The sequence below is a fragment of the Paenibacillus sp. FSL R5-192 genome (genome assembly GCF_000517845.1).
GTDB classification, from domain to species: domain Bacteria; phylum Bacillota; class Bacilli; order Paenibacillales; family Paenibacillaceae; genus Paenibacillus; species Paenibacillus amylolyticus.
In genome coordinates, this window is sequence record NZ_ASPR01000006.1 from 19,603 (window position 1) to 41,502 (window position 21,900).

General features: G+C 45.1%; 17 protein-coding genes and 1 pseudogene. 6 read left to right on the plus strand and 12 right to left on the minus strand.

What is annotated here, in order from left to right; all coding sequences use genetic code 11:
* Window positions 1-175: 175 nt before the first annotated feature.
* On the plus strand, window positions 176-2,416 hold the full coding sequence (locus C161_RS03660) for an S-layer homology domain-containing protein (protein ID WP_036668296.1): 2,241 nt from the start codon (window positions 176-178) through the stop codon (window positions 2,414-2,416).
* A gap of 128 nt (window positions 2,417-2,544) precedes the next feature.
* Here C161_RS03660 and C161_RS03665 read toward each other — a convergent pair whose 3' ends face one another.
* The 6 genes from C161_RS03665 to C161_RS03690 form a co-directional block, all read right to left on the minus strand.
* The gene (locus C161_RS03665; protein ID WP_036668297.1) at window positions 2,545-3,531 is read right to left on the minus strand and encodes a phosphotransferase enzyme family protein; all 987 of its coding nucleotides are present in this window, start codon (window positions 3,529-3,531) and stop codon (window positions 2,545-2,547) included.
* Window positions 3,532-3,936: 405 nt separating this feature from the next.
* A complete protein-coding gene (locus C161_RS03670) occupies window positions 3,937-4,425 on the minus strand; it encodes a hypothetical protein (RefSeq protein ID WP_036668299.1) in 489 nt (162 codons plus the stop codon).
* 64 nt (window positions 4,426-4,489) lie between these two features.
* Complete coding sequence (locus C161_RS03675; RefSeq protein ID WP_036668301.1) at window positions 4,490-6,073, minus strand: glycosyltransferase family 39 protein; 1,584 nt, start codon at window positions 6,071-6,073, stop codon at window positions 4,490-4,492.
* A gap of 198 nt (window positions 6,074-6,271) precedes the next feature.
* A complete protein-coding gene (locus C161_RS03680) occupies window positions 6,272-6,481 on the minus strand; it encodes a helix-turn-helix domain-containing protein (protein ID WP_036668302.1) in 210 nt (69 codons plus the stop codon).
* Window positions 6,482-6,741: 260 nt separating this feature from the next.
* Window positions 6,742-7,275, minus strand: a complete 534-nt coding sequence (locus tag C161_RS03685; RefSeq protein WP_036668303.1) for a cysteine hydrolase family protein — start codon at window positions 7,273-7,275, stop codon at window positions 6,742-6,744.
* Between the two features lie 42 nt (window positions 7,276-7,317).
* Window positions 7,318-7,704 carry an iron chaperone gene (locus tag C161_RS03690; protein ID WP_036668305.1) on the minus strand — a complete coding sequence of 129 codons (387 nt, stop codon included), beginning with the start codon at window positions 7,702-7,704 and terminating at the stop codon, window positions 7,318-7,320.
* A 184-nt stretch (window positions 7,705-7,888) separates the two neighbouring features.
* Between C161_RS03690 and C161_RS03695 the strand changes: the two genes are divergently transcribed.
* Complete coding sequence (locus C161_RS03695) at window positions 7,889-8,209, plus strand: ArsR/SmtB family transcription factor (protein ID WP_017690570.1); 321 nt, start codon at window positions 7,889-7,891, stop codon at window positions 8,207-8,209.
* Between the two features lie 99 nt (window positions 8,210-8,308).
* Window positions 8,309-9,391, plus strand: coding sequence for a saccharopine dehydrogenase (locus C161_RS03700; RefSeq protein WP_036668306.1), 1,083 nt, complete (start codon window positions 8,309-8,311; stop codon window positions 9,389-9,391).
* A 115-nt stretch (window positions 9,392-9,506) separates the two neighbouring features.
* Here the strand turns inward: C161_RS03700 and C161_RS03705 are convergent, their stop codons facing one another.
* Entirely contained in the window at window positions 9,507-10,169 is a 663-nt protein-coding gene (locus tag C161_RS03705) for a M48 family metallopeptidase (RefSeq protein WP_036668307.1), read from the minus strand.
* A gap of 153 nt (window positions 10,170-10,322) precedes the next feature.
* Here C161_RS03705 and C161_RS03710 point away from each other — a divergent pair, with 153 nt between their 5' ends.
* Entirely contained in the window at window positions 10,323-11,078 is a 756-nt protein-coding gene (locus C161_RS03710) for a GNAT family N-acetyltransferase (RefSeq protein WP_036668308.1), read from the plus strand.
* Between the two features lie 184 nt (window positions 11,079-11,262).
* Here C161_RS03710 and C161_RS03715 read toward each other — a convergent pair whose 3' ends face one another.
* Together C161_RS03715 and C161_RS32895 are read right to left on the minus strand one after the other, a co-directional pair.
* The gene (locus C161_RS03715; protein WP_036668310.1) at window positions 11,263-13,641 is read right to left on the minus strand and encodes a GH36-type glycosyl hydrolase domain-containing protein; all 2,379 of its coding nucleotides are present in this window, start codon (window positions 13,639-13,641) and stop codon (window positions 11,263-11,265) included.
* A 129-nt stretch (window positions 13,642-13,770) separates the two neighbouring features.
* Window positions 13,771-13,884: pseudogene (locus tag C161_RS32895) on the minus strand (ester cyclase); the annotation flags it as partial.
* Window positions 13,885-14,163: 279 nt separating this feature from the next.
* On the opposite strand from C161_RS32895, the gene C161_RS31355 reads away from it, so the two are divergent.
* The gene (locus tag C161_RS31355; RefSeq protein WP_051449567.1) at window positions 14,164-16,686 is read left to right on the plus strand and encodes a transglutaminase domain-containing protein; all 2,523 of its coding nucleotides are present in this window, start codon (window positions 14,164-14,166) and stop codon (window positions 16,684-16,686) included.
* A 70-nt stretch (window positions 16,687-16,756) separates the two neighbouring features.
* Here C161_RS31355 and C161_RS03725 read toward each other — a convergent pair whose 3' ends face one another.
* Complete coding sequence (locus C161_RS03725; protein WP_036668311.1) at window positions 16,757-17,752, minus strand: hypothetical protein; 996 nt, start codon at window positions 17,750-17,752, stop codon at window positions 16,757-16,759.
* A gap of 256 nt (window positions 17,753-18,008) precedes the next feature.
* The gene (locus C161_RS03730; RefSeq protein ID WP_036668313.1) at window positions 18,009-18,911 is read right to left on the minus strand and encodes an SDR family oxidoreductase; all 903 of its coding nucleotides are present in this window, start codon (window positions 18,909-18,911) and stop codon (window positions 18,009-18,011) included.
* A 350-nt stretch (window positions 18,912-19,261) separates the two neighbouring features.
* Here C161_RS03730 and C161_RS03735 point away from each other — a divergent pair, with 350 nt between their 5' ends.
* A complete protein-coding gene (locus tag C161_RS03735) occupies window positions 19,262-20,266 on the plus strand; it encodes a MerR family transcriptional regulator (protein WP_051449568.1) in 1,005 nt (334 codons plus the stop codon).
* A 26-nt stretch (window positions 20,267-20,292) separates the two neighbouring features.
* On the opposite strand, the gene C161_RS03740 is transcribed toward C161_RS03735, so the two are convergent.
* Window positions 20,293-21,822, minus strand: a complete 1,530-nt coding sequence (locus C161_RS03740; protein WP_036668315.1) for an alpha/beta hydrolase family protein — start codon at window positions 21,820-21,822, stop codon at window positions 20,293-20,295.
* Window positions 21,823-21,900 lie beyond the last annotated feature (78 nt).

Here is a 21,900-nt window from a genome sequence, read left to right on the forward strand (position 1 = left end):
CTTTTTTTAACAAATGAACCACCAACTCCCTAATTAAAATATCCTCCTTCACATGCTCGGCCTTATGCTCTCATGCCTGGCTCTAAGCAAAATCAACTGTAATGTCGATGAATATACCATAATGCTGAACATGCATATGTTCTTCGTACGTTCAGATATGAGAGGGGTTGGAAACATGGTTTACCGGAAAAATAAAATACATTCACTGTTCACTCTGCCCTTGGCAGGTTTGCTGTTTCTGTTAGGGGGTGCTCAAGCGGCACATGCGGAACAGGTCGACAGTTTGTTACCTGAGCGAAGTCAGCAGGAGATTGTCCAAAAGTGGAATCAGTGGATGAATGGCAATGATACATCTCCCCTGTATACAAAGACACCTTCGACAAGTGCTCCCTACTCTGCTGGTGTGGTAAGTGACGCCTATCTGGAACAAGGGCTGAATGCAGCCAACTTTTATCGTTTTATCACGGGGCTACAGGGCGATCTTGTCCTTGATCCGGCTTTGAATCGTCAAGCCCAGCATGGGGCTGTTGTGATCTCCACGGGTGGATACCTGTCCCATTCTCCAAAACAGCCAGGAGATATGCCAAAGGATTTCTTTGACACCGGTTCAAAGTCTGCCAGCAGCTCCAATCTGTATGTTACCAGCAGTGCCAAGAATAACGTCCTGACAAAAAGCATTCAGGCCTACATGAATGATTCAGATGCCTCCAATATTGATCGCCTGGGACACCGGCGCTGGATTTTGAGTCCACAACTGCAACGAATCGGATTTGGACTCGCCACTCATAGTGAAGCAGGCAAGACATATGATCAGTACTATAGTGCCATGCAGGTATTTGATAAAAGCAGAACTGGGGGAACTTCGTTCAACTACAGCCTGTTCCCGAATCAGGGAGCTTTTCCAATTGAAGCCTTTGGCAGTACACAGGCCTGGTCTGTTCAACTGAATACAGATGTATTTGCGAAACCATCACTGTCTGAGGTACAGGTCGAGATGACTAGGACTTCCGATCAACGTACATGGACCTTTAATGCCAAGAATCAGAACAGTGGCTTTCCAACCGGTTATTACAACGTGGACCCTGCGGATAAACAATGGTTTAATCAGGCCTATTTCAATGTAGAGACAGGTGGATATGGATATGGCTACGCCATTATCTTCCGTCCTGACGATGTGCAATTGTTAAAGAACGGCGATACGTTCAACATTCGAATTACAGGTCTGCAAAAGAAAAACGGTACAGCAGCGGAAATCTCATACTCCACACGTTTCTTCCATGTGGACGGTGTTCAAGATACAACACTTACCCGTATAACGCCAGGACAACCAAACCTGAAAGTCCGAGCAGGAGAACAGATTGATCTACCTTCAATCACTGCCGTGAATGATAACGGAACATCCTATGTTCCACAGTCTAACGTTTCCTTCACCACGACGTCAGATCGCATCGCCATCAAGGATGGAAAAATCATTGGACTTCAGGCTGGTAAAGCCGAAATTCGGATTCGTTTTGAAGGGAAAGAAGCGGTTGTCTCTGTTACTGTCACGGGAATTCCCCAATTAACTGATGTCCGTACACATTGGGCGAAAGATGCCATTCAATGGGCCGTTCAACAGGAGATGGCCAGTGGATACGAGGATGGAACGTTCAAACCCAACAATCAGGTGAGTGAAGCCGAATTCCTCTCTATGTTGTTCAAGCTGTATGCGAATTCCCATGTCATTCAGAGCATAGATGCTGCAGAGGGACAAGCTATCAAAGGAAACATCTGGAGTGATCGTTACTACACCTATGCTTCCGCGTTGAATCTGAAACTGGATGCCAGCAAACAGAATCCGAAGCTGCGCAATCGTGCCTTGAACCGAACAGAAGTAGCCTTAATCGTGGCGGGGCTTGGCGGTAAAAATTATACCCAGGACGACGATGCCATCCGGTATCTGCTGAACATGGGATACTCTTCAGGCAAAACCGCAGCTACGGTGCAAGGTTATGCGGGACAAGAATCCTTGACCCGGGCAGAGGCCGTTGTTTTTCTCCAGAACCTGAAGGAAAAAGGCTTCGAACTATGGAGCAGGCCGAAAAATGCCACTGAAGCTACCGAGAATGAAAAGAACGGCGGACTACCGGATCAGACCATGAAAGCAGTATATTCTTCCGATCACACACTGGTCCTTCAAGGTACGTTCCCGGCGTATGCCAACCAGACGATGCCGATCAAAATCCATGGTCCTTCGCCTGCTGTAGAGCACATCCAGACGCAACAGGTTACAACAGATGCCTATGGCAATTTTAAACTAACGCTAAGTAACCTTGATGCAAAGGAACTTAACCTCTATGTGGACGTGCGCGAAGATTATTCCTACTGGATCAGTGTAGAAGCGGGGCATACTGCGATAAGTGATTATACCGAGTAACATGTAAAAAACCAGCTTAGGAATTCTACATTGAATTCCCAGCTGGTTTTTATTCTCGAAACATATTATTTCTGGTGTGAACATGACATATTTTTATGGAATTGGAGAAGCGTCGGCTGCACTAGAAATTAAATCGGATAACCGAATTGCTCTGCCTTTTCTGTCATTATCCTCGCTAACCTCGCTCTTAGTCCGCTCATCCACTCCGGCTCATATGACCACTGCTCTGCAACAGATCGAAGCATACGCACATAGCCGTACAAGTTGGCAAAACGGCGACAAGCGGGGAACATACTCTCCAGATCATAACGTTCTCCTGCCTCGGACCAGTACCCGTTCAGGAACAATTGTTTCTTCTGCTCCCATTGTTCAGGCTCGATCTCCTCACGCAAACTATCCAGACTCTGTTCCACGTCCATTGCGTACCAGTGATGCATCGAATCATCAAAATCAATGGCATAACAAGACTGGCTACCTTCGTCATAGAAAACATTGTCCAGTTCAAAATCGTAGTGGATGAGACCGAAATTTTGCTGGGTCATCGGTAAAGTCGCAAAATACGTTCGAAGAAACTCCACCTCATTCAAAGCAGCCGTTTCACCAGGAAAACCCTTCAGGATCTCCTGCATCCAATCCAAAACATCCGTATAGGTCCAGCGTTTCTCCTTTTGCTCAGGCATGAATGTACGTGATAAATGATGCAGCTCACCCAACGCCTGACCATAGCTGTACAGGATGGAGTCATTCAAATCAATGCTTCCTAACTGCGATCCAGGTACTCGCTTGAATACGGAAGCATAGTACACTCCCCATGGGGTGTGAGCCTCTATGAGTTCTGTCCCTGAATGAGAAGGTACAGCCTCCATGGCTCCATAATGATTCGTTTGAAGATAACGCAGGAACTCCAGTTCAGCGCCAAGATTGATTTGATTTTTCTCCTCTACCGGGGCAAAACGAAGCAATCTCACTTCCCCCTGATCTCTGAACGGATACACGGCATTGGAGGATATGCGATAATACTGAAACATATCCAGCGACTCAGGATCATAGTTCCAATTCTTTAAAATCATCTCGGCAAGATCATTATGTTGAAATAAATATTTTAATTTTAACATGGGCAGTTCTCCTTTTTAATCGTTTTATGTGCATTGCTTGTAGGCAACGAATGTCTATTTTTGCGCGCAAAAAGCCGCAGGCTATGCCTGCGGCTTTTAAAAATTCTGAGTGTATGAGAAATTTGCACAAGCAAATAAACCTCGCATACGCCAGAAAAAATGAGCAGTTACATCCCTATATATCGACAGATCTCAGACCGGACTGGGAAACTGGATGTTTCCACCCTGCATCTGAATGGTCTGCCGGAATTATTCAGTTTATGCTTACCTTCATTGTAGTAATGGAACATACCATCTTAGACCGTCGTTTCATGACGCTCACTCCCTTCAAAAAACCAGTTGTTACCATAATAGCCGATAAGCCAAATGTAAGCAATTACAAAATGACGATAATCCCATCATTTTTTACTGGACAACCATCACCCGTTCCACCGTCTCGGTGTTGTCCTTATACCACACCATCACGATGTTTTCTTTTTGAAGATCAGACACTTGAATGGACGAATTCGCACGTGGGCTGGAATTGTCCGAGCCCGGCGTCCCCATGCCTTCAGTGATAGCAACATCATCACTTATATTCAATTTCATCTCCATTCCGGTATCCTTCCATTCCCTGCTTGGGGATGAGTTGTCCTGCACCTCAAGTAACGCCAGCGTCACTGTGTTCCCATTCACGGAGATGACTCTACCAGTAATGTCGGCATTCATCATCCCCTGCGTCATGCCAGGACTGCCTGTTCGATCATTCATGCCCGCGGTGGCTCTTCCACCTCTCGGTGTTCCTCCATTCATGCCCAGTCCGCCACCATTCGGCATACCGCCACCGTTCATGCCTTGTGCAGAACCGGTCTTGGTAATATTCTGAGCGGTTATCACATCGCAGGCCGTAAGCATAACCGAGCACCCTAGCAAAAGGAGTATTGTAACCGATGTGAAATATTTATTTTTTCGCATATGATCACCTTTTTCTCAGGGAATATTTCTCCAAGGTACCTTTACGATGGAATATGAAGTCATACGTATCTTTGAAACCCATATAGGACAGCACAACCAACAACGGATATACAGGGTAGATGTATCTGGACTTAATCTCCCACAGAATATAAAATCCGATGAATCCGAGAATGACCAGGATTAAGGAGACTTCATCATATCGTTTACGACGAATTCCACCGAACAACCGGATGAAAATAAAACAGTACATCAAGAAATTCATCACATATACAATCCAGAGCAAACCTGTCCGATAAGCCGAATCCCCTTGCAACAGTTCTGTTATCGCATTCGTGTAACTATAGGAGCCTGCGATTCCGCCTCCCCATCCTCTTCCGGCACCCATGGAACTTTCATTGCCGATTCCGTAGCGGTCCATCTGGTATGTCCCTTCGGTCCAGGTCCATATGATCTTTTTGTAATACATCTGCACCAACTCACTCGCACTTGCTTCAGACAGCTTATTGCCAATCTCTTGTTTAAATAATGCTGTGCTCTCAGCCTTACTGTAGTTGGCCTGTCTCTGATAGATCTGATAACTCTCCATATTGTCCCAGAAGCCAAAACGCTCCAGATTAATCCCCATATTCAGCCACATATAGACCGGTGCAGCATTCTCTCCGACAGATTCGCTCACAGCACCGGAGGATTGAAGAACCGCATTCTGAGTCCAGGTTGGTACATTAAACAACATAGCCAGCACACCGATGGAAATGACAACTTTTTTCATTCCAATGCTCCGCAAATTCAGCAGGATATATATGATGGCAGCGATCAGCACGATCACGCCAATGCTTCGGAAGTAATTGCCCATCGCGAGAAAAACGGCGGCAATGACAATTGTTTCCCAAGACTTTTCACGTACAAAACGAATGATAAAGTATAAACACGATGTCAGAAAAGCTGTGGCAATCACATCGTTATAGATCAGGTTGTTCAGGAACAAGGAAGGCAGGTACGTTGCTGCAAAGATCAACACACCGTAATCACGTTCCGTGGATCTGTCATTCACTTGTTTATAAATAAGATAAATCATGAACATTGTTAACGTTGAAAACAAAATATTAAATAGTTTGATGACCAGATAGTTGTCTGGCAACAGGTACAGCAGCGTCTTCAAGTACAACACGATCGAGTAGTTAAACGGGAACATGTGCAGATAACCACCCGGTTCAAACGACGAGTAGTCTTGGTCATACAGCATGTTCATGGCGAGTGAGAGAACGGTCTGTGAATCATCGGTGGGTACTCTCGGAAATACGAAAATGACGATGATCTGAATGGCCAAAGAACTTAGCAGCACAATCGGAATGACAACCTTCGGACTGTATTTGTTCAGCTTCAGACATAGAGCATATAACCCAACACCTGGACCAAGAAGCAAAAGAATGACCGGGAGAAAAACACTCCACTGCTGCATGCCCAAAATGGGATTGTCCCCATATAAGGCGTAGTTGTACTGTGCCCGAACCAACAAGGACGAAGCAATAAACACCGCAACAAACACGAGCAAAATGAGATAAAACGACTTATGCAGCACCTTAGACATGCAAAAACTCCTTTTCGATTACAGGATTCCGTGAGTATTATAATGGCTCTGGCTGAAAAATCGCTGAAAAGGAGTAACGCTTGCGATCGGTGCAGCTCAGTATGTGTATACAAACAGAAAAAAACCGTCCCTTCGATAAGGTAACGGTCTATATGTCCAATCTTTTAAAAGTATAGGGCCTTAGCTAAATGTTGAAGATCACTTCTCGTCCTTGATAAACTCAATGATATCCTGGATTTCACAATCCAAAGCCTCACATATTCGATTCAGCGTATCGAACTTCACACCATCGGTTTCTTCATTATATAACTTGGCAATCCCATTTCTATGTAATCCGGTTAGTCGGGATAAATCAGCAATATTAATTCTTTTCTCACCCATAATACGAGATAAATGAACCTTGATCATACGAATTCCCCTCCAAACTAAAATGCACACTGTGATGTTGACAAAGGATGCCTTATTCTGTCCAATACACACAAATAGACCGCCCCCCTCGCAAAAGGATGCGGTCTATTGTTGATCATCTTTCTAAGCGAAGCCCACCGCCCTTAAAAGCGGCTATTGCTCGGAGGAGTCGTGTTACCAGCGCGGCTCTCTTTGCATTTTACGTCTCATCTGCTCTTATTATACCCTACTCAAATCTCCGGCGTCACTTGTAAACCACGCTAGATACGATACATTTCTTTATACTCATCCACATATAAAACTTCAATACAATTCGACCAATTCAGAATCGAACCGACAAAATCCTGAATGTCCAGACCCGGCATCTCATACGTCTCCGCTGTGTTCACTGAACCTGTTGCGTCCTCAATCAAGGTTACCTTAAACCCTTCGTATTCTGCAGTAATTGCCGTAAACAGACAACAATATTCCATGTTGAATCCAACAATAAATACATGTTCTACCTGATGCTCATGTAGCCAAGTTCTTAGCTCCGGATTGCTGAAGGCACTTGGTTTGCTTTTCTCCATAACAGGATACTGACCCGTACCCATTATAATTTCCAGGTTCGCAGCATTTTTATAGAACAGTGAAGAAGCCTCCTGATCGTAATCTACATGTTTCATGTATATGATTGGCTCATGTTGCTGTTCAAAATCAGCGATAACCGCTTCAATCTTGCCCAACTGAACTGTGAAATCCTTTAATGATGTAATACCATACTGCACATCCAACACGATTAGTGCTTTGTTCATCTGTACTTCCCCTTCAGTAGACTAACAGGTTTTTACCATTTACTACTTCTTCTGCTTCTTCTCCCGAGCTTTTTCCACATTTTCTTTCACGCGATACTCCACAATCCGGCGAATGAGATCCTCGGGCAATGGCTGATCCAGCGGAAACTGGACAGACCCCTTTCCCCCTTTATACTTGGAGAGTTCCTCCTGGAAAGCTTGAATTCCCCTGGGAGCAGGGTAAAACCCAATATGATGCTGGTAAGCGGCAAAATGAACCAAATTCCCATGCTGTGCATACGTAGGCATCTTGTAACTGATCTTCTCTTCGGCGTTCGGAGCCGCTTCACGAATAATCTGTCTTATTGCCTGTAATCTCACCTGTACATCAGGTGCAAACTCCGAAATATATTCATCTACCAGCACCGAATAATGGTTACTCTCAGCCATCTTGGACTCCTTCCACCACGGATACATCAATGGATTCGTGGTACGGGCATATTTGCTTATATTGTACTTCAAATGGACAAGCGGAACAGCTATTTTCCTGCAACTTGGAATGTTAAATTTGATTTTTAAGTGAACTAAGCCTTATAATACGTTTAAACAATTAAACATTATAACGGAGTGAGCCATGAACGAGTCGATGGGTAACCAAAAAGTTATTGATATTTTCGAGAATCTAAGTCCTTATCTTCAAGGTTTGGGAGACCCCGTTCGCCAGCGAATCATATCGCTGCTCATTGATCAAGAGAGCATGAACGTATCTCAGATTGCAGAGCATGTCCCCATGTCACGCCCTACGGTCTCTCATCACTTGAAAATATTGCGTCAATCCGGGCTGTTATCGGTTCAGAAAAAAGGTACGGAGATGTATTACAAGCTGGAGTTCAACGATGCGATCGAATTACTCAAACAGCTCGTTCATCTCGTAGAAGTGGAATGTCAGAGCTAGCGCATATCGCGCTGGTGAACTGCATTCCTTTTCTTCACCCTTATTGGTTTAATAGTTTAAACATATAAGTACATGAACATATCAACGGAGGTATATCGAATGAATAGAAAAAGAGTTCTTATCGCTGGAGGTTATGGTGCTGTAGGTGCACAGCTTGCCCGCATTTTGCATGACAGGCATCCTGATCTGGAATTGGTACTGGGAGGCCGTTCTGCGGGTAAAGCAGCACCTTTTCCATCCAATCGTGTCCAAACGGTTGTTGTTGATACCCATGCAGACGATCCACTGATTCACGCAGGAGAGAATATATCGCTAATCATTAATGCAGTGAACGATCTGGATGATCGGCTACTGGTATCGGCAGTGCGGAGAAAAATTCCACTTATCGATATAACACGCTGGACTGAGGTGTTCAATCAAGCGATCCGTACAATAGAGCAGGAAGAGCTTCATGCTCCGGTAGTGCTGTCCTCTGGATGGATGGCAGGAACGGCGTCACTCTTTGCCATGATACTTTCTAACTCGCTGCAACATGTCGAAGTAAACATTCATGCCCTATGGTCGCTGCGGGATAAGGCCGGCCCTGATTCGGCAGCCTTCATGGACCGGATGAGTATTCCTTTTCAGATAACCGAAGCCAATACACATCGACTCGTCTACCCCATGACAGATCCGATTAAGGTTCATTTCCCGAACGGGTATACGACCCCATGTTACAGACTGGACACACCCGATCACGTCACTTTGCCTCATACCAGCCATATCGATTCCGCCAGTTTCCGTATCTCATTCGATAGTAAGATATCTACATATGCTCTCGCCGGATTGGTCAAAACCGGAGTATGGAAGATGATCAGTGGTGAACGTTTCCAGCCATTCCGGCGGAAATTGCTCTATAATCCGGGAACCGGGAGCGCACATCATCTGGTCATTCAATTGAAAGGGCTGGATGCGAAAGGTAACCAGGTTGAACGAACGATGACGGTCTCTGACCCACTCGGTCAGACCCACATGACTGCACTCGGCGCTGCGGTGCAAGCCGAGAAAATACTGATGATGCCTACGGATGAGCCTCTGGCTCCAGGCATCTATTATCCTGAGCATCTGTTCGATGATCGAATGGACATGGATGCGGTTACTCATTTTTTCACACAATACGGCGTTCAAGTAACCCACTCCTGATCCAGACATAACAAAAAATCCGCGAAGCCGCTCACTGCAAACAGTGGGACCATCGCGGATTTTACGAATTATAATGGAGGGATCTATCGTATCAAGTACAAACTTGGGTCTGGAATTATAGTGTCATAGCCCGACCATTTCGCATCAGGTAATCTTCTTTTGTTTTGTAATCCGGCATGATGCTACCGATCCGCCGCCAGAAGGAGCGATCATGATTCATGTGGTGAATATGGCAAAGTTCATGAATGATGACATAATCGATCACTTCCAGTGGCGCCATCGCCAGGCGATAATTGAACGTAAGTTTTTTGTCCCAGCTACAACTGCCCCACTTGGTGGGAGAATCTACGACTTCTACTGACTTCGGCTTCACCTTCAACTCCTGCTGATAGCGACCGATGCGCTCCCCAATCATACGTTTACACTCGGCAAAATAAAACTTCTTCAGATTCGCTCGCAGCTCTTCTTCTGTCAGACCCTCTACAGGGATTAAGTCATGCAATGCATGCTCCTTGCCAAAAAGCAGAAACTTCCCCTTGCCCTCATCTTCGTATTCCTTGGCTTGAGGACCTTCGAGCGCCCGCTGCATCAGTGCGGATTTCTTCAAAATTACATCCCCGTGCTGCTCTACAAGTTGCCGGATCATGTCTTCACTGGTACCATTGGGTGCTTTGATTGTTACCATATAAGGCAAGTCCATCGTGATGGACACTTTCTTGCGTTTACCGTATTGGATATGACAGTTAATGCTGTGATTATTTAATTCTATAGTTAACATAACGCGCTCCGCTTCTGAAGTTATTCATTCAACCAAATTAAATTGTATACCATCTCCGGCTATAATGCATACTGTTCGGCGATATATATGTTGGTATTGTATTTTTATACACGATTATGTATTATTATTTAATTATAAAATCGGAGGTTAGATATGACGCATACTACGGATTCAGAACACAAAACCATTGAAGAACTATCGCTTAACCACTGGCAGCCCTTGTCCACTTTAATTTATGACGGTTGGGTACTGCGTTTTGCCAAAGGATATACCAAACGTGCCAACTCCGTTCAACCGATCCACTACTCCACTCTGGATGTGTATGAAAAGATTGAGGAATGTGAGCGCATCTATGCTTCCAATCAGTTAAATACCATATTCAAAATCACACCGTTTATTCAGCCGGATCATCTCGACCAACTTTTGCAAGAGAAAGGGTATGGCGTTGTCGATCTGACCCGCATCCAGACTCGGAGTCTGGAAGAGATCAAAGAGCCTGTGCACCAATCTGTACAGATCGACGAACAGTTGACCACAACATGGCTGGATCACTTTTGCCGGTTGAATCAGGTGAATGATCTGCAACGGGAAACGACCGAATTAATGTTGGACAACATCCGGACAAAGGTAGGTTTCATTTCGCTGTTGATTGACGGGCAAGTCGTCGCTTGTGGGTTCGGTGTCATCGAACGTGGCTACATTGGATTGTATGACATCATAACAGACGCTAACTTCCGGAATCGGGGACTTGCTGAACAGATGATCTTGCATCTCCTGCATTGGGCAAAAAGGAATGGCGCTACGTCTAGTTATCTGCAAGTCGTTGCGAATAATGCACCTGCCTTGAAGCTTTACGCCAAGCTGGGTTATTCAGAGATTTATAGCTATTGGTACAGAGTCAAAGAATAGAGTGTTTGCTAATCAAGCTTAGCTTGTGGATTCTTTTATCATATTCAGTCTGACAAACAGATTAATTCAAAACAACATCTTGAAAGCAAAACTGCCCTCCTCCTATGAAGGAAAGGCAGTTTTTAATTTTTCTTAGTGATTGTCCAAAACTCTTCACATCGTTCAGCAGTACCCCCTGCGCTTTCTACAGAGGCAGCTTCACCAGCACCTCATATTTCATACCGGCTTGTATGTTCTTGATGATGTCGCCTTCAATCCCTTGGCCGTCAACATGCACTTCAATCGTCTGGACAGTTGCATCCTTCTTCATGTTTACATTCAGCTCAGCCCCGCGGAACAACCGCGTAACTGATGCCTTGTTCCAATCTTCTGGTAACTGCGGCCGCACTTGAAGTCCTTGTGCATGACCTTGCAGTCCAAACAATCCGTCGATTAGGCAACGATACACCCAAGGCACCGTGCCCGTGTTGAACAGATGACTGGAGCGCCCAGCTGTACGTGGGAATTGCCGATAAGCTCCGCGATAATAATTCGGGATAAATACGGGTAGCTGACCTCGCTGGAGAATATCCTCGCCATTAGGGCCCGGAATCATTTTACGCAACAGACGATACGCCTTCTCCTTCTCGCCCACCAGGTACAACGCATAAATATAGAACGCCGCCGCGTGATTGTACACAGCACCATTCTCTGCACTTCCCGGATGTTTCTGCGTGACACGACCTACATCCTCCCGCATGGCGGTGAAAGACGGCGCGAGTTTCTCGACACCATATGGCGTCTCCAATTGCTCCTCTACCGCACGAATTAACTTCTCCTGTTTATCTTGATCCGCAGCACCGCTCATAAGTGCCCAGCTCTGAGGATTGATATAGATGCGCCCTTCCACGTCTTTGCTTACACCAAACACTACGTTATCATCCGTAATTCCGCGGGCATACCAGTCCCCATCCCACAGATACTCATTGGCTACCGCATTGGTCTGAGTGGCTTCCTGACGGAATTCCGCTGCAACCTCGCCATGCCCTGCCTGTTCACCAATATCTGCCCACACATTGAACGCATATGCCGACGCAATGGTTAACCAGCCGGATACCCCTTTGCCTTTGTACCCCACCATGTTCATCGGATCACACCAGTCACCCTGATTGATATAGTTCAACCCACGCGCATCACGCTCATGGATCAACCAGCGCATTGCAAGATTCATATGCTCCAGTACGGAAACCTTTTGTTCACTGTCTGTAAAAGCAACTTGTTCCTCCAAAATGCTATAGTCATTCGTTTCATCCAAATAGGTCTTCATACAGACTGGAAGCCAGATACAGTGATCGGTATGAGGAACCTGGTTAATATATTTCAGTTCTGCGTCTGGGTGCAAAATAATGCCGTCTGGCATCGCGCCGCTTATATGCTGCTGAGAGAGAGCGGTCAAGAACGCAGCCCGCGCAATCTGCGGCTGAATGTAACTCATGCCCATGTTGTCCTGCAAATAATTCCGCGTCTGCGGATCAGTTGTAAGACGATTCGTTTTGCCATGATAGTACATCTGGCGAGGCAGCCAGTGATTCACGACATTATCTAACCAGCTGTCCGGTGTCTCAATCTGGATGTTCCCTTGCCCTTCCGCAATATACTCAGCATATTCCTGTTCGGCTGCGACGAAACCATCCTGTCCATCCTTATTCTGCTTCACAAAATAATGCTGACGAATGCCCTCAATCTCTGTCTCATCATGAGCCGGACCAAAGATAAATCGATACGCCTGCTCCGCTCCCGCTTCCAGTTCGACTCTATATTGCAATACAGCTACAGGTGTCTCGTACCGTGCATCTCCACCAGCCAGTGTCTCCGACTGCAGGGCCGAAGGATTATGTAGTCCACCTTCGCCTTCAAAAGTCTCATGATTTACTTCCCAGCCAGTCGGCTGGTGATCTGCAAGCAGATAGGTTTTGTCACTATAGTTTTTGATTTTGCTATAATCCTGATATTTCTGATACGGCGTAATCGCCGAGCAGACAATGCCCTGCAAATCTTCCACATATGAACCGGACTGGTTCATCCAGGACATATAACCGACCGTATAATACGGGTAGATACTCAGCTTGCGTTTTCTCGAAGACAGATTGGTTACCTTCACACGCCACAGCTCCATGACATCTTCCTTCGGCAAACGCAGGGACATCTCGATGCAAATGTCGTCCTGAACCACCTTCCAATGAATATCGTGTTTACCAACAGCGAACGTATAGCTATCCGCCTGCTTGCGAACCGGTTCATACGGGGCTGAGAAAATTTCGCCACTTATTTCATCTTTAATGTAGACAAACCGTCCCGGATGGTGGGCATAGTATGGCTGCTCCGGTTGCATAAACGTCTTGGCTTCCAGGTTGGGCGCATACGAGTATTTAGCAGGTTCGGGCTGCATGAATTGGGCCACCGCGTACCCCCGGCAATTCACATGAATCATCATCTTTTCATTCCAAAGGAATCCGGATGCCTTCGGTAAACTTGTCGGGCTTGTTAGTTCAACATATTGATTATCTTCCGTTGCTTTAATCATCACTGAACCTCACTTTCAGATTATGGAGTTAAAAGACAGAAAACGTTTTAGGTAACTTGTATACAACTTAGTCCATTATAACACGGGAACGCTTACAAAGAACTGAAAACTAAAAAAGAGCTGAGAAACTCAGCTCCGATTACGTTCCAATTGTTTCTCGATGCCCATTCTGTCGATCTGAATCCAATACTCTGCAATTTGTTCGTTTTCCACTCGGTATACCGCACTGGCAATTTCAATTATTCTTCTATTATATATAAATATGTAGTAACTCTTGTATTTTAACATGGTCCCCCCGCTACAGAATTACAACTGTTCTATTGTTCTACAGGACTTAAAACCTACCCTCTCACCTTGACAATGCGTCAATATGACCATAAACTAGCAAAGGATATTAGGAAATTAATAGGAGGTTTGGCTGTTAAGAGGTTCGTGTATGGGTTTTAACCAATTTTGTTAGTCTTTCGGTGTGTAGAAACGTAGCCATTAGAGCAACTCAGAAAAACAAGAAAGCGGTGTATCATGAAACGTCTATTTTTCATTATGTTTGCGCTCACCCTGTTACTGGCTGGATGCCAGAGTACTGAGCAGGAAAGCAGTCCGTCCGAAAATAATCCAACAGAAATAGTAGAAGGTTCTACCATTTTAAGTTTGAAGCAGAAATACGGCTCTGAATCGGAACAAGCGATCATGCCGATGTACAACGTAGCTCAGGATGAAGAATTTACGTTCAAGTTTAAAGCAGATTTACGGAAGAATAACCTGTCAGCTATTGACATTATAAGTGTACATACCGATATTAAAGCACTCAAAGCAAGCGATGTACATGCCCTTCGCGATACCAATGGCAACAACGTTTCTATTAGGCCTCTTGGGTGGGGCGTTTTAACCTCAGATTCCATGAAGAACAAGGATCAAGGCTCTTGGGGCGGTGCCCCCATTTATTACATTCGTCTGAATTATGATCCGGATGCCGAGAAGCTAACCCTGCTCGATCAACCCATCATTATTCCGTTTACAGTGAAATCGGAGTTGCCTGTGCCCAACCTAAGATACGAGATTGATAAAGACAGACGGTTAACGTTGGTCTGGGACAAGGTTGAGGGTGCAACCGAATATAAAATTTATGAACGTTCTGACCTAACCAATTTCGATACAAATGTACCTCTAACTGGCGCAGAGGACGCTTTCAGTAATAGTCTGCCTTTAGATATTGCGGTAACGACAGAAACGTCTTTCAATGATTTTATGAAAGATGGAAAAGGCGGGCTCGGCACTTATAAGGAACTGATAACTTCTCATCAGAACCATGGTTTACGAGGAGAATATTACGTCACTGCAATCGGTGGAGGCAAAGAATCCAATTTTAGCAGAGGTGTCCCTACAGCTCCGCTTGCTTCCCAGTTACCAACAGCTTTGAAAGAACAATTGTATATGGAGAAATTAAAGAATATAGATGTACTTCCTCAGAAAGCAACAGTTGAGTACAATGACGGATCTCTAGCCCGTGAAACCATTGTCTATGATACCAAAAGCGTAGAGATTTCAGAGTTCAATGAAACAAATATTCCTTTTCACATTAAAGGAACAGCTCTGAAAAGTTACGTACGTGTAGAAAATGTGACCCAAGCAGACCTGGACAGACTCACTCAGCAAACCGTAGCCGAGTCCAGCAACGGTCTGGTGGAACCAAAGAATAACACACCTTACGTCCCTGCACCTGATGTGCCAACGATTATCAACAATCATGATGCACCTGAGTCTGCAATGGAAACAGAAGAAGCACCGGCTTCGGAAACTCCAACTACAGAATCTACAACCGACACTGGAACGTCAGAAGATGCAACTGATCCTCTATCTACTGAGGCTTCCGATGATACTTCTGATAATTCTTCAGATATGGCTTCTGAAGAAACTTCCAATGAAACACCTGCTCCAGCTCCTGAAGCTGAAGAAGACAACCTGGTAGATGAGCAGAAATCCAATACACAGCAAAATGTAGAACAAGGTAATCAGGAAACCGTGCCACAGCCTGCTACAGGCGATGCAATGATCAATGCAGATTCCGCATTGGAAGAAGTTTTAGCCAAAAATATGATTGCAGCACAAGATAAAATTTCGTTAAAAGCTTTCCCCGAAGCTCAAAATTTCACGACACTCTCAGATGTTGTTCTGAAAGTGATGTACCAGAATCCATTGATTCTTGGTGTGGAAGGTTTCGAATACAACTATGGTACACTTACCCTTTCCATTTATTACAATGAATCGGCTAGTGGTATCCAGAAGAAGCAAGATGAGATTATTGCTAAAGCGAACGAAGTTGTTGCTTCCATTATTAAGAATGGTATGAACGAAGATGAGAAACGTAAAGCCATCTACGATTATCTGAACGATAACGCGAAGTATGATGATGCAGCACTGGAAAATGCGGAGCAAAACAACTTCAAAAATGTCGATCCGCAGTTCAATGACTCGTTTACCACATACGGTATTCTGGTCAAAGGGGTTGGGGTATGTGCCAGCTATGCTTCCGTTTACAAATTGCTCTCCGATCTCTCGGGATTGGAAAGTATCGTTGTAACGGGCGCTTCCAGCGGCGTTCCACATGCATGGAACAAGGTCAAAATCGGGAACGAATGGTTCCATGTAGATGCCACCAACAACCTGACGAACTCCGGCATCCCGTATTTCCTGTACAATGCCAATGATGAGACTGCTGCAAGTCAGAAAACGATAGCGGATCAAGATTACTGGCTTGATTCCGAGCTCGCGATGTTTAATGGCGATAGCGGTGCCAATGATTATTATGTACAGAATGGTCTCGAAGTCGCGTCCATTAATGAGTACAAAACCAAGGCTGAGAGTGAACTCAAAAAAGGAGAGAACCGGGTCATTCTCCGTTTCGCCTCACCTGTTGACTCTGATGAGCTGATGACAGCTGCCGGTGAAGCCCTCGCTGCAGTGGATGAAGCCCTTCTGAATACAGCACAATTAGCCACGCTAGGCAGTTATGCCATTCTGGACCCGAAACCAGAGCAGAAGTAACTTAGTTACACAGGAATCCCCTTTGCTTTCTAACAAGCAAAGGGGATTTTTTGTCTATTGTTAGATGACTTCAAGCCATTGATTTAACCTGTTGTAATCTGGTAATAAAAGAAGAAATAAATGCTTTCTCTTTCATGAGATTCTCTTGTAATCTCTCACTTATTTTACTGAGTGTACTTGTATCACGCGTTATATTGTACTTCAGAACTATATTTCTCAATTTAAAGTAGTCCTGTTTCAGAACAGTGCTTAATTCCATAAAAGTTGCATCTGGCTCAATGATTAATTTCTCCATTAAATAAGATAAACGTAACTCCATTAGTAGCTTATGTTCATACAAAAGATGAAAGACCCGTGAATCCAATGTTTCTCCAACTAGGGCTGCCTGCTCAATGTCGGTAAAGATGCGTTGAATGGCTTGCATTCCAAAATCGTATTTCTGATCTCTCACTAAGTCATATGTCTCGCTTGAGTTAAGATAGTTTTCCATCGCCGTTATAATCTGCTCCACATGAATTGCATAATTGATATTCTGAATTGGCTTGAGGAATCTCACTTCTGTCCAAAAACTGTACTCATTAGACATGGTCCAGTAGCCTTTCTCAAGTTCATCCAGACTACATACGCTTTGTATGAATTTACCATCATCAAGATTATCAGCAATGTATATCAAATTTTGATCCAGGTCATACCCATACACCAATAATTCATGCATGAGATGTTCCTTTTGATAATAGTCTGTACACGCAATGTAGTATCTGTCTGCGTAAATATATAGATAATATCCCATATCTATCGCTTCCGTAATCACTTGCTTAAGTGATGTTCCCCATTTGCTAATTACAATTTCTTGTGGCAGATTGTAAAAGGAAATTCCCGGACAGGTACTTAGCAGAAACTGATGAGAATCAAACGAAAAAATTCCCCATTCATGTGCATATCTGATTTGTATAAAGTTATTGAAAATCCATGGCCATAAATCTTCGTGCATAACGGATGTTAATGTCCCATATGATGTGTACGTGCTTATGACAGGGTCACCTAGTTTAAGTACATTCTTGGCCATTACAGAATTCCTCCTTCGATTCCTAGGCATAGTGTATTGATCTGAACAGATTCATTGTATAAGCAACGCACTCGCAGAGCTGGGAGCGAAGATCATGTTCTTGAATATATTACCATGTAGCTTTCCTGTTTTATATAAGAACGCTTTCATATATAAAAATATTTTATTTCTCTCATCTTAATGACAAAAAAGAGGATACCGCCCCCAATTCGGAGACCGTATCCTCTAATACCCTGATCGGATTACCTGAAACTATTTACGGACTAACCGTACCGCCATTTGCATTCAGTGTCTCACCGCTCACATAGCTGGATTCCTGGCTTGCCAGGAACACAAATGCCGGAGCCATCTCCGCAGGTTGTCCTGCCCGACCAAGCGGTGTATTGGAGCCAAAATCGGCCAGCTTATCGACTGGTTGTCCACCCACGACCTGGAGCGGTGTCCATACCGGTCCTGGTGCAACAACGTTGACACGTATCCCTTTGCTACCCACCTGTTGGGCTAGCGCTTTGCTGAACGTGTTAATGGATGCCTTCGTTGTTGCATAATCCAGCAGGATTGGCGAAGGTTTGTACGCCTGAATCGATGATGTGTTGATAATGGAGCTGCCCGGCTTCATGTGTTTCACAGCTGCTTTGCAGAGCCAGAACATGGAATAGACATTTGTTTTGAACGTTGCATCGAACTGCTCGGTGGTCAGATCCGCAATCTGCTCCACAAACTGCTGTTTACCTGCCACGTTAGCAAGGATATCAATCCCGCCAAGCTCTTTTACCGCAGATTCAATGAGTTCTTCACAGTATTTCTCATCCTTCAGGTCACCTGGCATCGTAATTGCTTTGCGACCGGCTTCCTCAATCAGCTTCACAACTTCCTGTGCATCTGCTTCCTCTTCCGGCAGATAAGCCAGAACGACATCTGCACCTTCACGGGCAAACGCAATCGCTGCCGCCCGGCCAATTCCGCTGTCGGCTCCGGTCACAACCGCTTTGCGTCCCGTTAATCGTCCGCTGCCTTTATAACTTTTCTCACCCGCATCGGGAACAGGGGTCATCTCACGCTGGAGCCCCGGCTCATCCTGTTGCTGTTTCCACTCTGGTGTAGCCTTCGGATATTGTGTCGTTGGATCTTTCATGGTGTGCTGGTCTTGATTAGCCATGTTCAATTTCCTCCTTGGTTATTTACATTGATCACTGCGATCACAGAATAACCTCCCGATTGCTGTTATCCCCAGATTTTTTTCTCCCCTTATATAAGGGGAAAATCTGGTAATAGCGTATGCTTCCGATGTAGCTTTCTTGCAGAAAGCTTTTAGGCGAACACTCCGTTTCTTCAGGTTATTTCTGTGCTCTTCGTTATCATGTAAATGTTAAATTTATTATCAGAAGTTGTTTTCATAAAAGTTGCACTCTTTCCTTTGTAACCGAGATGGGTGGAATTTAAACTAAGCCCGCCAGAATTCCATGACAGTCGTCTAACATTGAATCTCCAGTGACAGGAGGTTGTATAATGAATCATGAGGTGATCTCGTTGAATGCAAACAAAGAACCCTATTCCATCGGTGAAGCAGCCAAACTGATCGGCTCCACGGTGAAAACGATCCGTTATTACGATGAGATTGAACTGTTACAACCCTCCAGTCATACGGAAGGTGGGCATCGGCTCTATACAACGCAAGACCTGTGGCAACTCGAACTCATTACAACACTTCGTTATTTGAATTTCAGCATACCGGATATTCGAAAACTCATGTCGGGTGAACTGGCGGTAGCACAGGCACTGGATCTACAGATTGAAGCCTTGGAAACCCAGATCGGCACGATGAATTCCATGCTCTCCATTTTGCAGCAAGCGAAGCAAAATGAAGAAGACACTTCACTGCATTCGGAACAGTCTCTTACCTACATCTCCAATCTGGTAGAATCGCTATCGGCCAATGCGAGCAGACGAAAACAATTTGTTGCTGCCAAGGTGGATGAATCCCATCTGCTGGACAACATTCCGCAGGAGTGGAGAGTGTCGTTTCTGCACTTTTTCGATAAATACATGATGAAAGATACGAAACTGACGGCCCAGCAAACACTGGCCTGGAAGGAAATTCAGGAACTGATCAACGATCCGGCCTATTGGGCTGATCTGGCTAGGTTGGAGATTCCGTTCTTCATTATGGCGAATCAGCCACAAGTCGAAGCGGATGTCTGGGTGAAAAAAATGGAGGCTATTCGCATTCGCACTACCGAAGCGCTGGACAAGCGTTGGGCAATCGATAGCCCTGCTGTGCAAAGCATGGTGTGGGACTTTGTGTTGATGTATGCAAGTGTCGAGCATGCTGAAACACCTGAAGTATTTTTTAGTAAACAGGCCCGATATATGCTGGACTCTGTGACCGATCGCATTCTGCGTTTTAACAAGCTGTGCAAGGTGATGAATCCCGAATGGAGCCAAATTGTAGATGGCATTAACCTGTTGCAGGAGGGCATGCGGTTACGTTTAAAACAAATGGAAGAAGACTGAACTTCAGTCTCCTTCCATTTATACGTTTAGCCTTTTTTCAACGAATAGGATTCATGTTCTCCCACTTCCGTGTCCATATGGAGCGGTTGCCCTTTCAAGTAGTGGTTGAAGAAATCAATCGTTGTATCGTTAACCAACTGTTGTGTCCCCCGCGCATCTACACCCTGCGTCCATTCGAGCAGTGGAGAGATCAGGTAGAGGTCGGAGAAACTCAGATGTTTGGTGTTGGTCAGCTCCATCCAGAAGTTCCCTCCTGCGGTTACCGGCTCATAGCGCTCGTACACTTCCTCGTAATATTTCTCGGCTTCCGGACGGGTCGTGCCCATCGCAGCAATTTCCTCGTCACTCATCACACTTGTGCCTGCAACGGTTGAATCTGCACTCATCATCAGGAACGGCTTGCCCACGCCTTCCGCAGGGATACGTTTCTCGCCAAACAATACACCGTCCATATTCATGCCTGCTTTCACACGTGGATCATCCATTAACATCTGTACTGTCGTTGCTCCGCCAAATGAATGCCCAAACATGCCGATATTGTCCAGATCCATACGTCCGGTAAAGCGTCCGCTCGGATCTCCCGTACCCAACTTCTCTACCTCATCCAGTACAAACTGTGCATCCTTCACCCATGTCTCATTCAACTTGTCCATGTAACTGAATTGCAGCTGTTCAAAGCCTTCTTTTCCTTCGGATTCAAATTGCGCCACACGTCCATCCGGGAATACGGATACCAGACTGCTGTACGTGTGATTAATGCCTACAACGACGTATCCTTGACTCACCAGCTGCTCGACCTGGAACGTATTCTGATCTTCATACCCATGCAGACCATGAGAGAAAAGAACAACCGGATACTTGGCTTCGGCATCAGACAACTGAGCTTCCTGTATCGCATGTGTTTTGACCTGACTCAGACTGGAAAATAAAAGCTTTGGCAGTTTCAGCACTTCATTGAAGGCTTTCCCGTAGATCTCCGGTTTATTAACATAAGGAGCTGTTGCGCCCTCTGCGTCTGGATTCGTTGGGTACCAGATCTGTACCATCAGCTCCCGTTGATCACCGGCAGAACTCGTCAGCAACTCCTCACGGCTGTTATCTGTCCAATCGTAGGATACCGTTCCGATTCCATAAGGACCTGTTGGCTTGGCAAACGAAAACACCGGGAACAGTAGCGGCAAGCCAATGCTTACAATAGAGTATCCCAACACTAGGAGAGACGTTGCAATGATTCGAACACGTCTGAATTTCCCTGCCACAGTCGATGTGGAAGATGGCGCCTCGGAACATTTACTATTCAGCGAAGTTGCACCTGACTTTTGCTGGCGTCTTGCCTGTGTAACTAACACAACCAGTGGAACCAACGTGAGCAGATACGCCGGAATCATCGGCCAACGAAGTCCTTCGACCACACTATGGACGATCAACAGCACACCCGATATGACGAATCCACCCCATACCATTTTCCGAAAATGTTGATGCTCTCTCCCAATCCCGATTACCCCCACGAACATAAGCAGGTTAAAAATAAGATAAATCCATTCTACTATCCTCATAAGATGTATGCCCCCTTGTCTGCCTCCAATCTTAAAACCTCCAGTTACAGGAGATTCAAGTATGAATTTTGCGAAAAA